At 31.2% G+C, this 13,202-nt stretch carries 11 protein-coding genes; 1 reads left to right on the top strand and 10 read right to left on the bottom strand.

Going from position 1 to position 13,202, the window contains the following annotated elements:
• Nucleotides 1–26 precede the first annotated feature (26 nt).
• The 9 genes from pgi to BTO16_RS14115 form a co-directional block, all read right to left on the bottom strand.
• Nucleotides 27–1,595 (bottom strand): glucose-6-phosphate isomerase, encoded by a 1,569-nt coding sequence (gene pgi, locus BTO16_RS14155; RefSeq protein WP_105022311.1) that lies wholly within the window; start codon nucleotides 1,593–1,595, stop codon nucleotides 27–29.
• A 3-nt stretch (nucleotides 1,596–1,598) separates the two neighbouring features.
• The gene (locus tag BTO16_RS14150; RefSeq protein ID WP_105022310.1) at nucleotides 1,599–2,864 is read right to left on the bottom strand and encodes a M23 family metallopeptidase; all 1,266 of its coding nucleotides are present in this window, start codon (nucleotides 2,862–2,864) and stop codon (nucleotides 1,599–1,601) included.
• 101 nt (nucleotides 2,865–2,965) lie between these two features.
• The gene (locus tag BTO16_RS14145) at nucleotides 2,966–3,736 is read right to left on the bottom strand and encodes a DUF3108 domain-containing protein (protein WP_105022309.1); all 771 of its coding nucleotides are present in this window, start codon (nucleotides 3,734–3,736) and stop codon (nucleotides 2,966–2,968) included.
• 104 nt (nucleotides 3,737–3,840) lie between these two features.
• Nucleotides 3,841–4,758, bottom strand: coding sequence for a tryptophan 2,3-dioxygenase family protein (locus tag BTO16_RS14140; RefSeq protein WP_105022925.1), 918 nt, complete (start codon nucleotides 4,756–4,758; stop codon nucleotides 3,841–3,843).
• 451 nt (nucleotides 4,759–5,209) lie between these two features.
• Nucleotides 5,210–6,370, bottom strand: a complete 1,161-nt coding sequence (gene hppD, locus BTO16_RS14135; protein ID WP_105022308.1) for a 4-hydroxyphenylpyruvate dioxygenase — start codon at nucleotides 6,368–6,370, stop codon at nucleotides 5,210–5,212.
• Nucleotides 6,371–6,714: 344 nt separating this feature from the next.
• A complete protein-coding gene (locus BTO16_RS14130) occupies nucleotides 6,715–7,884 on the bottom strand; it encodes a homogentisate 1,2-dioxygenase (RefSeq protein ID WP_105022307.1) in 1,170 nt (389 codons plus the stop codon).
• A gap of 632 nt (nucleotides 7,885–8,516) precedes the next feature.
• Complete coding sequence (locus BTO16_RS14125) at nucleotides 8,517–9,572, bottom strand: NAD(P)/FAD-dependent oxidoreductase (protein ID WP_105022306.1); 1,056 nt, start codon at nucleotides 9,570–9,572, stop codon at nucleotides 8,517–8,519.
• A 227-nt stretch (nucleotides 9,573–9,799) separates the two neighbouring features.
• A complete protein-coding gene (locus BTO16_RS14120; protein ID WP_105022305.1) occupies nucleotides 9,800–10,036 on the bottom strand; it encodes a NifU family protein in 237 nt (78 codons plus the stop codon).
• 4 nt (nucleotides 10,037–10,040) lie between these two features.
• Nucleotides 10,041–11,180, bottom strand: a complete 1,140-nt coding sequence (locus BTO16_RS14115; RefSeq protein WP_105022304.1) for an Mrp/NBP35 family ATP-binding protein — start codon at nucleotides 11,178–11,180, stop codon at nucleotides 10,041–10,043.
• A gap of 248 nt (nucleotides 11,181–11,428) precedes the next feature.
• Between BTO16_RS14115 and BTO16_RS14110 the strand changes: the two genes are divergently transcribed.
• Nucleotides 11,429–12,802 carry a Fic family protein gene (locus tag BTO16_RS14110; protein ID WP_105022303.1) on the top strand — a complete coding sequence of 458 codons (1,374 nt, stop codon included), beginning with the start codon at nucleotides 11,429–11,431 and terminating at the stop codon, nucleotides 12,800–12,802.
• Here BTO16_RS14110 and BTO16_RS14105 read toward each other — a convergent pair.
• On the bottom strand, nucleotides 12,797–13,126 hold the full coding sequence (locus BTO16_RS14105; RefSeq protein ID WP_105022302.1) for an MGMT family protein: 330 nt from the start codon (nucleotides 13,124–13,126) through the stop codon (nucleotides 12,797–12,799). The genes BTO16_RS14110 and BTO16_RS14105 overlap by 6 nt on opposite strands.
• Nucleotides 13,127–13,202: the final 76 nt, after the last annotated feature.

Raw genomic sequence — 13,202 nt, 5'->3', positions numbered from 1 at the left:
GATTAACAAGGATTAAAACCTAAAAACTACTGGGTTTTTAATAGTTTTTTCGCAAGTTCTTTACCTAATTCAACTCCAAATTGATCAAAACTATAGATGTTCCATAATATACCTTGGGTATAGATTTTGTGCTCATACATTGCAACTAATTTACCTAAAGACCTAGGTGTTAATTTATCAAAAAGAATAGCATTACTTGGTCTGTTTCCTTCAAAAACTTTAAAAGGTAATAATTGATTTATTTTATCCTCATCGCCAGAGAACTTTAATTCTAAATGAACCTCTTCTTTGCTTTTACCAAAAGCTAAAGCCTCCATTTGACCATAATAATTTGCCATTAATTTTTTATGGTGATCGGTTAATCCATATAAGGATTGCTTATAACCAATAAAATCTGCAGGAATTAACTTTGTACCTTGATGCACTAACTGCATAAAAGCGTGTTGCATATTTGTACCTGTACTTCCCCAAACAATTGTTCCTGTTTGATAATCAACTTTATGTCCGTTTCTATCAACACCCTTTCCGTTACTTTCCATAATTGCTTGTTGCAAATAATCTGGAAGTTTCTTTAAATACTGAGAATATGGCAAAACAGCTTCGGTTTCTGCTAGGTAAAAATTATTGTACCAAATGCTGATAAGCGCTAATATAACAGGAATGTTTTTATCAAAATCTTCATTTCTAAAGTGGATATCCATTTCTTCTGCACCTTCTAAAAGCGCTTTGTAATTATCATAACCCACAGATAAACTGATAGACAAACCAACCGCAGACCATAAAGAAAAACGACCTCCAACCCAATCCCACATCGGGAAAACGTTGCCTTTATCAATCCCAAAATTATCTACGGCTTCTAAATTGGAAGAAACTGCTACGAAGTGTTTTGGAATGTCAAAAATAGTTGCCGATTTTAAAAACCAATTCTTTAAAGTTTCTGCATTTGTAATGGTTTCTTGTGTTGTAAATGTTTTAGAAACGATTACAAACAAGGTGGTCTCTGGGTTTAGTTTCTTGATGATTTCAGAAACATGATCTCCATCAATATTAGAGACAAAATGAGTTGTTAATTGGTTTTTATAAAACTGTAAAGATTCTACAATCATATCTGGTCCAAGATCCGATCCACCAATTCCAATATTTACAATATCAGTAATCGATTTACCGGTATATCCTTTCCACTTACCTGAAATAACTTTATTACTAAAGCTTTTTATCTTTCTTAAAGCAGTTTGTATTTGTGGTTTTATATTTTTTCCTTCAACCAAAACAGGAACATCAGAAGTACTTCTTAAAGCAGTATGCATAACTGCTCTATCTTCTGTTACATTTATTTTTTCACCAGAAAACTGACTCTCAATTGCGTCTTTTAATCCTACTTCTTTCGCTAATGCTACTAATAATTGAATCGTTTTTTTTGTGATTCTATTTTTAGAAAAATCAACCAGTAAATCATCAAATTGAATAGAAAAATCTTCTTTTCTGTTCTCGTCTTTACTTAAATCTTTAATATTGATGTTTTCAATATCTTTAAAATGATTGGTTAATTCTTTCCAAGAATTGGTTGTAGTTGGGTTGATGTTTTTTAAAGCCATTTTTTATTTTTTTGCAATCGTTTCAGTAAGTTCTTGGGGTTTTTTTACTGGAACTTTTTTATTTTCTAGTTGATATTTTAAAGGTTGTATAAACTTATAATATGCAGGTTTAATACTAGCTGGCAAATGCTCTGCTGTTGGTAACTTTTCTTTTAAAGGATCTACTTGTTTACCAAATTTCCAAAATCGATAACACACGTGCGGTCCGCCTGTATTACCTGTCATTCCTACCCAACCAATTACATCTCCTTGTCTTACATGATTACCTTTGTTTACCTTTCTTTTACTCATGTGCAAATATTGCGTAGAATAAGTGCTGTTGTGTTTAATTTTTACATAGTTACCGTTACCACCTCTTCTTTCGGATTCAATAACTGTTCCACTGGCAGTTGCAATAATTGGCGTACCAAGATTTGCAGCAAAATCAGTACCTTTATGAGGTCTTATTTTGTTACCGTAATAAGCAATTCTTCTAGTTAAATTATATCTTGATGAAATTCTATATTGAAATTTGATTGGAGCTTTCAAAAACTGACTACGCAACATATTACCTTTTTCATCATAATATTCGGCAATGCCAGATACTGAATCTTTAATATATCTAAAAGCATATAAGTATTTACCCTTGTGTTTAAAAACTGCAGACTTTATATTACCATAACCTGCAGAAATAGTATCGTCTATGAATTTTTCTTCATAAATAAATTTAAAAGAATCTCCTTTTTGAAGTGCATAAAAATCTAAAGTCCATGCATAAATATCTGCAATTTCCCAAGTTAAGTTAGGTCTTAATCCCAAACCATCCATAGTTTCAGAAAGACTTGAATTTATGACTCCTCTTGCTTCTTTTTCTACAACATTAATGGGTTTTTTAAAATGCCTTGCAGTAATTAACGAATCTTTAAAATCTACAACTGTTGCATTTATTTTATCGTGTTTATAAATAAAAATCTGAGCTTGTTCTGTAGAATCTTTGCTTGCTAAAATAAGATAAGGCTTACCTGCTCTTACTCTTCTAACATCAAAAATACCTGTAATAGAAGTTGCAATTTCATTTATCTTTGGATAATAAACGTGGTGTCTGTCTAAAATTTGACCAAAACTTACACCATTTTTAATAGTGTCTTGAATCACTTTATAATCATCTAACTTATAACCAAATTTAATTTCTGGTTTTTTCTTTTCGATTTTAACTGTAGGCTTCTTTTCTTCTTTTTTACAAGCTGAGAAACTCAAAATAAGCGCTAATAAAACTGCTATTTTTTTCAAAAATTTTATAGTTTTTTGGATAGATTTCAAAAGTACAAATAAAATTGATTTATTTTGAGTCTAAAAACTAGAAGTTGACAGCGTAGTTTTGTTAAACTTTTCTAAAAACTTTGAAAAGGATTTGCCAAACCTCTATAACCTTCCAATTCTGCTATTAAAGAACCTACTCTTAAAGAAGCTGCCATTTTTATTGGAATTTTATTTGCATCATCCGTTATCCAAAGTGTTACGCTTTCTTGCTCTTTAAAAATCCTACCCGATTGAACCAAAGGTCTAAAAATTAAAGTATTGACTTTTCCAAAATTAGTTTTTAACACTTCTTTCCCTAAAAAACGAAGCTTAAAAGGGTAAACTTGAGCATCTAAAAACAAATCTAGTTTTATTTCGTCTCCAACTTTTAAATCTTGAGTATTTGTGTTTCTTAAAAAATAGAAAGAAGACAGCATATCTTGCACATTGGTAAAAGCTACCGAAGTGTCTTTTTGTGTTGTAAAATCTTGAACGTAGGCTTTTTTAGATTCGTGATTAAAAGACGTTATTCTATGCTTTTTATAACCACCTTCATCAATCTTTCTCTTAAAAAGATAAGGCTTTACATTGTCTTTATCAAAATAAGACTCATACAAATCATCTACTTCAAAAAACCATTTAATCATACCAGAAGTCCAACCAGTACCTTTAGAGTAAAATACTTTTTTACCATTATATTCTTTCTCATTAACCTCTAAAACTGCAGTTCCAGCTCGTATAAAACCACTATAACTCATTTTATAGCGAAGCCATTCTCCACTTTTAAAAGCAACGGGTTTTTCTTGACTAAAAGTTGTTGTCAAAAAGAATAAAACAAAAAGTAATAGGATATATTTTTTCATAAAAGATCAAACTTATAAAAAAGGAATGACAATTACCGTTCCAAAAACAAAAAAAGTCGTTTCAAATAATTTGTAAACGCCTTTTTAATATAAATTTATGATTTTTAGAATGTACCCCAATTTTTCAATTCTTCTTCACTCCATAAAAAAGGATAGAAGATTCTTCGCTGGTATTTTGGATGCATATATTTTCGCCAGCTACTGCCTCCTGTTGCTTCTAAATCTTTATCTTTACCGCCTAAATACTTACCAGCAGCATGGTAATGGGCCATTACCCATTTTACATTTACTGTGTAATCGTAATGACGCATTGCTTTAATTAGATCTTCGTTTTCTTGCGTTTCTTTAGGAAGTTGTTTAAATTTTAAAGACAAATTAATATCATTATAATCTTCCATAAAATCGATAAAATCTCCCATATATTTTTTTTCAAAAAGATTTAAGAGAGTTGATTTTTGACCCGTAGTATAATTCTTACCTGCAGCTTGCCAATACAAATGATTGTATGCATTTTTAAAAGATGAATTTCTATCAATATCCGCTCTAAAACGCGCATCAATTAAATTAATTAATTCTGTGGATGCAAATTCAATTTTACGGTATTGTGCACTTTGAAATCCGCTTGCGGGCGTTAGGGTATTTCTAAATTTTAAATATTGTTCTTTTTCCATGCCGTCTGCCATCACATCAAAAGAGCTGCAAAGCATATCAAAATACCTACTGATTCTACCTAAATGCATAGAAAATTTATCGGCAGAAACTTCTTCGGTTTTTGCAACTTGATCAATTTCCCATAAAATCATTTTAAACAACAGCTCATTTACTTGATGATACATGATAAAAACCATTTCATCTGGCTGCGTTGTTCTTGGTATTTGCAAACCTAAAAGTGCATCTGTTTGAATATAATCCCAATACGTAATTGGTGTACTCCAAAGCAAACCTTCTAACATAGCATCTACAGGAACACCTAGTTTATCGTACTTTTCTTCTATCGCTTTTAAAACTTCTTCTCTTTCCATTTTCTTTTTAGATTCAAAATGATTTGTGCCAAGAACCATTATGATTTTGACTATTGGATTTGCTCGCAATTTAGAATAAAAATTGAGATTTATAGAATTACAAGTAAACTCAATAAGTTTCGTTTCTAAAAATCCTACTTTTATTTTGTACTATAAATACATAACAATTGATGCACAAACTAAAAAAACACAAAAAATTAAAATTGCAAAGATTAAAATTCTTAAAATAGGATTTCCCTTTGTTAGCTTTTCAACCAAGTTTAGTAATGCTTTTAATGGTTTGTTCATTTTTTTAAAACTTATTCTCTCTCAATTCGTTGATATAACAGTATAAAAAAATAGTTTCTCTTTTTCTTACTATTCTTTAACGCCATTTAAAGGCACGAAGCAATCTGCTAATAATTACTACTTATTTTGACAGATTGCTTCGTGCCTTACAATGACCTAACTTTTATAAAGTTCCTCTTTTAGCTTGTTCTCTTTCTATAGATTCAAACAATGCTTTAAAATTTCCTGCACCAAAACCTCTTGCGCCCATTCTTTGAATAATTTCAAAAAACAAGGTTGGTCTGTCTTCTAATGGTTTTGTAAAAATTTGTAATAAATAGCCTTCTTCATCGGCATCTATCATAATTCCTAAACCTTTTAACTTTTCGATATCCTCTTTTAATTCGTGACTAAAAGTTTCTAATCTTCCAGGAACTGCTCTGTAATATGCTTCTGGTGGCGTTGATAAAAACTCTATTCCGTTTGCTTTTAATTGCGACACAGTTTTTATAATATCATCTGTAGCCATTGCAATATGCTGCACACCTGCACCTTCGTAAAAATCTAAATACTCTTCAATTTGAGAGCGTTTTTTCCCTTTTGCTGGCTCATTAATTGGAAACTTAATTCTACCGTTTCCGTTAGACATTACTTTACTCATTAATGCAGAATATTCTGTGTGAATTTGTTTATCATCAAAAGATAAAAAGTTAACAAAGCCCATTACATCTTCATAAAACTTTACCCAAGTATTCATTTGATTCCAGCCAACATTACCAACCATATGATCTATATATTTTAACCCTGAACTTGGCGGATTATACTCTGATTCCCATTTTACAAATCCTGGTAAAAATGCTCCAGTATAGTTTTTACGCTCTACAAACATGTGCACCGTTTCTCCGTAGGTATAAATTCCTGCTCTTACAACTTCACCAAATTCGTCTTTTTCGACAGTTGGTTCCATGTACGAATTTGCACCTCTTGATATAGTTTCTTTGTAAGCTTGTCTTGCATCTTCAACCCAAAGCGCTACTACTTTTACACCATCGCCATGTTTTACAATATGATCGTTTATTGGTGATTTGCTATTTAACGGTGTTGTTAAGATAATTTTGATTTTATCTTGCGTTAGTACATAACTAACTGAGTCTTTAGAGCCGGTTTCTAAACCTTTATAGGCATGCGATTGAAAACCAAATGCTGTTTTATAAAAGTGTGCAGATTGTTTTGCGTTACCAACGTAGAATTCTACGTAATCTGTTCCTAATAACGGAAGGAAATCTTGTGCTCCTTCAAATATTTTTTCTAAACCGTAGTTTACTGATTCTATTTTTTTTGACATCTTTTTGTTTTATAGAAAAGAGAGAATAGATGCAAGAATAGAGAAAATTAGAGCTTATTTTGTAAACCCATTGTCATCTTTTAAAATTCTTGAAATTTTTCTTCAATCTTTATTTATTGATATTTATTTTTTAGACCTCACATGTTTTTAAAACCTGTGAGGTCTTTGTGTTTTAAAATTTGCGTTTAAAAATTAGCTATTTCTTAATTAAAGCCATTAGTTTTAAACAAGCTTAGCCCTGATTGAAACGACATCCTTTTTTCTTAGTTCGAGTGAATTTGCTTTTTCGCAAATTTGTATCGAGAACTCAGAAAAAAGATATAGTGGAAAGCAGGAAATATCTTCTAATGCTTATTCTCTTCCAACCAAGATTTATAATACTCTTCATCGGCAATTTTCATGGCTTCTTCTGTAACCATCAACGGCTTAAACGTATCTACCATAACCGCTAATTCTTCGGTTGCTGTTTTACCAATACTACGCTCGGTTGCTCCTGGATGCGGACCATGCGGAATTCCTGCGGGATGTAAAGAAATATGACCTTGTTCAATGTCGTTTCTACTCATAAAATCGCCATCTACATAATACAAAACCTCGTCTGAATCGATATTACTATGATTGTATGGCGCAGGAATTGAATTTGGATGATAATCGTACAAACGCGGCACAAAACTGCAAATTACAAATGCATTTGTTTCAAAAGTTTGATGCACTGGTGGCGGTTGATGAATTCTACCCGTAATTGGTTCGAAATCGTGAATTGAAAATGCATACGGAAAATTATAACCATCGTAACCAACTACATCAAAAGGATGTGAAGCATACACCATTTCTATAATTTCGCCTTGTTTTTTTACTTTGATTAAAAAATCGCCTAATTCATCGTGCGTTTCTAACTCGTAGGGTCTTCTTAAATCGCGTTCACAAAAAGGCGAATGCTCTAATAATTGCCCAAAATAGTTTCTGTAGCGTTTTGGCGTGTACACCGGCGAATAGGATTCAACAATAAAAAGTCGATTATTTTCATCGTCAAAATCTAGTTTATAAATAATTCCACGCGGAATTACTAAATAATCTCCATATTTAAAATCGATGTTTCCAAGATGTGTTCTTAATTTTCCGGTTCCTTTATGGATAAAAATAACTTCGTCTGCATCTGTGTTTTTATAAAAATAATCGGTTGTAGCTTTTTTTGGTGCAGCTAAAATAATATTACAATCTGAGTTTGTTAAAACAATTTTTCTGCTTTCTAAGTAGTCGTTTTCTGGCGGAACTTGAAATCCTCTGAAACGATACGATTGAATATTATTTGCTTTTGCAATTTTCGGCTTTACAGAATATTGTTTACGAATCTCTTTAACCATGGTTGGTCTGTGTTCGTGATAAGAATTGGTAGACATTCCGTCGAAACCAATTGTACCAAAGAGTTGTTCGTAATATAAAGTTCCGTCTTTTTTACGAAATTGCGTATGTCTTTTGGGTGGAATTTTCCCTAATTTGTGATAAAAAGGCATTTTATTAATGTATTAAAGAGTTCATAAAACAATATAACAATGCTTTTTTGAGCGCGCACTTATTATATTTTTACATTGAAAAATTGATACAATAAACCCTCATTCTGGGTTGCGCTTAATTAGGAATTTTAAATGTGTTAATAAGTCTAAATACATCTCAATCGATTTAGTTACATTAACAAAGGTACAAAAAGGAACGTATATTTTTAAAAAACCTAGTAAATAGAATTTGCGACAGCAAAAAGTTGATCTACGGGAATGAGAACTACAAAAGTAATAAGTACAAACACTAAAATTTTTAGCAATGATGATGATGTTGCGCTTTGTGTAATCAAAAAATTAGCATCGTTACCACTTGATTATAGTAAAATATCTTTTGTTTGATATATTGGATTGGAAAATTCACTTACTGAATTAGTGCTTTTTGGAATTTTGTTATAATATAAATTCAATATAAGAATAACAACAAAAAACCCTAAGCCAAAAAAAAAAGTAAACCAAATAAGTCTAATCCGAATTCATAAGGACTAAAATGAAATGAATTCAAAGCTATCATAATTCTATTTTTTATCTAAAATAAGGAAAAAAATTAAATAAAAGAGTGCTTCGTAAACTCTTAATAACTAGATAACTTACTCAATCTTTTTAATCACAGCTTTTGGTGCTTCTTTTCTTGTACCATCAAAACCATCAACTCCGCCAACAGTTGTATATTTCATTACATACTTTTTATCAGGAAAAATACGTTGAAAAGCACTTTGACACATTAAAGTGGCTTCGTGAAATCCGCATAAAATTAATTTTAATTTACCCGGATAGGTATTTACATCACCAATTGCATAAATTCCTGGAATATTGGTTTGGTAATCTAAAGCGTTATCTACTTTAATAGCGTTTTTCTCTATTTCTAATCCCCAATTTGCAATGGGACCTAATTTTGGTGACAAACCAAAAAGCGGAATAAAATGATCTGTTTCAATCGTAAATTCTTCGCCGCCTTCTTGCACCACAGAAACGCCTGTTACTTTATCAGTACCAACAATTCCTTTAACTTCGGCAGGCGTAATCATGGTTATTTTACCTGCGTCTTTTAATTCCTGTACTTTATCAACTGAATCTAAAGCACCTCTAAATTCGTTTCTTCTGTGAATTAAAGTTACTGATGACGCAATATTGGTTAAAAAAATTGACCAATCTAAAGCAGAATCTCCTCCACCAGAAATAACGACTTTTTTATTTCTATAAAATTCTGGGTCACGAATAATATATTCGACACCTTTATCTTCAAAATTTGTAATATTAGGAATTGGCGGTTTTCTGGGTTCAAAACTACCTAAACCACCCGCAATTGCAACAATTTTCGCCTGATGTTTTGTCCCTTTATTTGTAGTTACAATAAAAGAACCATCTTCTTGTCTATCAATCGTTTCTGCGCGTTCGCCAAGTGTAAAACCTGGTTCGAATTGTTTGCACTGTTCTAGTAATTTATCTGTTAAATCGCCTGCTAAAATTTCTGGATATGCAGGAATATCATAAATTGGTTTCTTCGGATAAATTTCTGAACATTGACCGCCAGCTTGCGGCAAAGCATCAATTAAATGACAACGTAGCTTTAACAAACCCGCTTCAAAAACGGTAAACAAACCTGTTGGTCCTGCGCCAATAATTAAGATATCTGTTGTAATCACTTTTTTTATTTTATTAAATAATTATAAGAAACGAAGCAACCTTCTTGTCTATAAAGAGATTACTTCGTTTTTTATAATTACATGTTTTTTATGTTGATGAGCGCGTTAGGGATTGGAGTGGCATCCTTTTTTGTTTTTTTCAAAAAAGATATAACGAAAAGCCCGACCTTTTTAGGGACCGCCCAAAGTTATACTATTGTTAAAATTTAAAAACTAATTTTCATCAGTTAGGCAACATTAATAACTTCTTGAATTTGAGGCGCGTATTTTTTTATAGTTGCTTCCACTCCGTTTTTTAACGTCATTTGATTTACAGAGCAACCCGTACAAGCGCCTTGCAATTGTACTTTTACAATAAAATCTTCTATAGAAAGCAACTTGATATTGCCACCATCATTCATTAAAAAAGGACGAATTTCATCTAGTGCTTTTTCTACATTATCTATTGTTTCTTGTGCTGTCATGTGCTTATTTTTTTACTGAACTACAACCACTCATTGTGGTAATTCTCACAACTTCTGTTGGTGGTAAATTAGAATTTCTTTTTAATAATTCTGAAACGATTTCTTTGGTAATATCTGTAAATGATTTTTCTAGAACAGTACCTTCTTGTAAAGCTACTGGATGCCCAACATCTCCTGATTCTCTGATACTTTGTACTAACGGAATTTCGCCTAAAAATTTAGTTTTAATATCGATTGCCAAGTTTTTTGCACCGTCTTTACCAAAGATATAATACTTGTTATTTGGCAATTCTTCTGGTGTAAAATAGGCCATGTTTTCGATAATTCCTAAAACGGGCACATTAATACTTTTTTGTTGAAACATTGCAACTCCTTTTTTGGCATCTGCCAGCGCAATATTTTGAGGAGTTGAAACTACAACTGCACCATTAATTGGTAAAGCTTGTACAATTGATAAATGCACGTCTCCTGTTCCTGGAGGTAAATCGATTAAAAGAAAATCTAATTCGCCCCAATTACCATCAAAAATTAACTGATTTAATGCTTTTGATGCCATCGGTCCACGCCAAATTACAGCTTCATCTGGATTTGTAAAAAACCCTAAAGACAATAATTTTACGCCGTAATTTTCTACAGGTTGCATTTTTGAACGACCATCAACTTTTACAGAAAGTGGTCTTGCTTTTTCTACATCAAACATTATATGTTGTGACGGTCCATAGACATCTGCGTCTAAAACACCCACACTAAAACCCATTTTAGCTAATGAAATTGCAACATTTGATGTGATGGTAGATTTACCAACGCCACCTTTACCAGATGCAATTGCTATGATGTTTTTGATGTTAGGAATCGCTTTTCCTTTAATTTGATTTGGAGTTTCTTTTGATTCAGGTTTTTCAACTTTTACATTGATTTTCACCTCAATTTTTTCTCCAACAGCGGTCTTAATTGCTTTCGAAATTTCTGACTCAATTTTCTTCTTTGCTTGTAAAGTTGGGTTGCTGATCGTTACATCAACAATTACTTCATCGCCAAAAGTGACCACATTTGTAACATTATTGTTTTCTATTAAGCTCTTGCCTTCCCCCGGTGCTGTGATAGTTTCTAATGCTTTGTAAATATCTTGCTTTGTAAAACTCACGTCTTATTTTTATTTAATCTTGATTACAAAGATACGCCTTAGTATTAAGAAAATAAAGTGAATAGATTGTGATTATTTATTTGTTGATAAGTGGAAGTTATAGTTTAGTAGTTTATAAAGTTCAAAGTTGTAATGTTAACTTTTTTTGTAATTATTTGTAAATTTTTTATAAATTAGGAAATATTAGGATAAAACGTATATTTGTAATTATTTGTAAATTTTACAAAAATTAGGAAATAACGTATATTATGATTGAAAAAGCACCAGAATTTGAGAAGAATGAAAAATATAAAAATCTTTCAGATGTTTATTTAAATGAAATACTTTTTATAATTGGAGATTTAAATTATAAGATTGAGGATAAATACTACTATTGGGATAAAATAAAATACTTAAAAAATGAAGACTTAGAAAGTTTTATAAATTTTGATGGAATTAAAGATCATTTTATAGGATTAAAATCTGAAGAAATTATTTGGAAAGCAATTAAAAGTAGAAGGAAATCAACACAAATAAGAAGATATCTGTGGAACTCAAATTTCAATTATATAACATTTTATTATAATATAAACATTCCGCTCCAACAAAAACTCCATTATTTAGACTTCAACTTTGGTGCAGGCTTACAAAAAGAACAGCTATTATCAGAATTAAAAAAACAACAATATTTAAAAAATGCTTTAATGGAAGAGGCTGTGTTCTCATCTATGATTGAAGGTGCAACAACAACTCGTGTAAAAGCGAAAGATATGTTACGTAAAAACAAAAAGCCAAAAACGCATTCTGAACAAATGATATTGAATAATTATAAAACGATTCAATATATAAGTGAGCATAAAGAAGAAGATATTTCTATAGAAAAATTATACGAGCTGCATAGATTGGTTACAGAAAACACTTTGGAAACTGAAAGTGTTGGTGTTTTTAGAAAAAGTAATGATGTAAATGTGGTGAATGAAATTACAGATGAAATAGTTTACACGCCACCAAAATTTGAAAACCTGGATGGTTTGATGCTATCTTTTGTAGATTTTTTTAACAATAACCCAAAAGAAGATTTTATTCACCCAATAGTAAAAGCGAGTACTTTACATTTCTTAGTTGGTTATATTCATCCTTTTGTAGATGGTAATGGAAGAACTGCAAGAGCGATATTTTATTGGTATTTATTAAAAAATGGATATTGGCTAACAGAATATTTATCGATTTCTAGAGTAATTATGCAAACTAAAGTTCAGTACGAGAAAGCTTATATATACACAGAAATTGATGATATGGATGTCACTTATTTTATTCATTATCAAGTAAAAGTTTTAATAAAAGCTTTCGAAGATTTAAAAGAATACGTTGCAAAAAAGAAAAAAGACGAAGTAAATTTATTAAAATTTTTAAAATTTGAAGGGATTAATGAAAGACAAGCTGAAATTTTATATAAACTAGAGAAAAACGGGGCAAAGCTTTTCACTATTAAAGAAATTGAAAATACATATACTGTTACAAATCAAACAGCAAGAACAGATGTTGAAGAATTAGTCGAAAGAGGCTTTTTAAAGAAAGTTGCCATCAACAAAAAGAGTTTTAATTATTGGAAAGGAGAAAAATTTAATGAAACTTTTTTATAACTCCTCAGTAGGACTCCAAAACACTTTTTCTAAATCTTGAATTTGATTATCAATAACCACAATGCCTTCGTTTTCTAGCAATTGTTGCATTAAGTTTGTGCCATCGAAATGGTGTTTTCCTGTCAATAATCCTTTTCTATTGACAACTCTGTGCGCAGGAACATCATCTAAATTATGAGATTTATTCATTGCCCAACCAACCATTCTTGCCGATTTTGCGGCGCCTAAATAAATACCAATTGCGCCGTAACTTGTAACGCGGCCAAAGGGAATTAAGCGTGTAACTTGGTACACTTTATCAAAAAAATTGTCGGTTTCTTTCATGTAGTGAAGATATAAAATTTGATGTAATAGTTATGACACAGAGTTCCGCAGAGAAAATTGGAGATTCATCAAACGC

Source organism: Polaribacter glomeratus (assembly GCF_002954665.1).
GTDB classification, from domain to species: Bacteria; Bacteroidota; Bacteroidia; order Flavobacteriales; family Flavobacteriaceae; genus Polaribacter; species Polaribacter glomeratus.
This window is presented reverse-complemented; position numbering and strand designations above follow the sequence as displayed.

Bases quoted from the DNA above. Each gene is read 5' to 3' on its own strand.
- hppD (WP_105022308.1), bottom strand. From the start codon at position 6,370: ATGTCAAAAAAAATAGAATCAGTAAACTACGGTTTAGAAAAAATATTT.
- pgi (WP_105022311.1), bottom strand. From the start codon at position 1,595: ATGGCTTTAAAAAACATCAACCCAACTACAACCAATTCTTGGAAAGAA.
- BTO16_RS14110 (WP_105022303.1), top strand. From the start codon at position 11,429: ATGATTGAAAAAGCACCAGAATTTGAGAAGAATGAAAAATATAAAAAT.
- BTO16_RS14140 (WP_105022925.1), bottom strand. From the start codon at position 4,758: ATGGAAAGAGAAGAAGTTTTAAAAGCGATAGAAGAAAAGTACGATAAA.
- BTO16_RS14145 (WP_105022309.1), bottom strand. From the start codon at position 3,736: ATGAAAAAATATATCCTATTACTTTTTGTTTTATTCTTTTTGACAACA.
- BTO16_RS14120 (WP_105022305.1), bottom strand. From the start codon at position 10,036: ATGACAGCACAAGAAACAATAGATAATGTAGAAAAAGCACTAGATGAA.
- BTO16_RS14130 (WP_105022307.1), bottom strand. From the start codon at position 7,884: ATGCCTTTTTATCACAAATTAGGGAAAATTCCACCCAAAAGACATACG.
- BTO16_RS14105 (WP_105022302.1), bottom strand. From the start codon at position 13,126: ATGAAAGAAACCGACAATTTTTTTGATAAAGTGTACCAAGTTACACGC.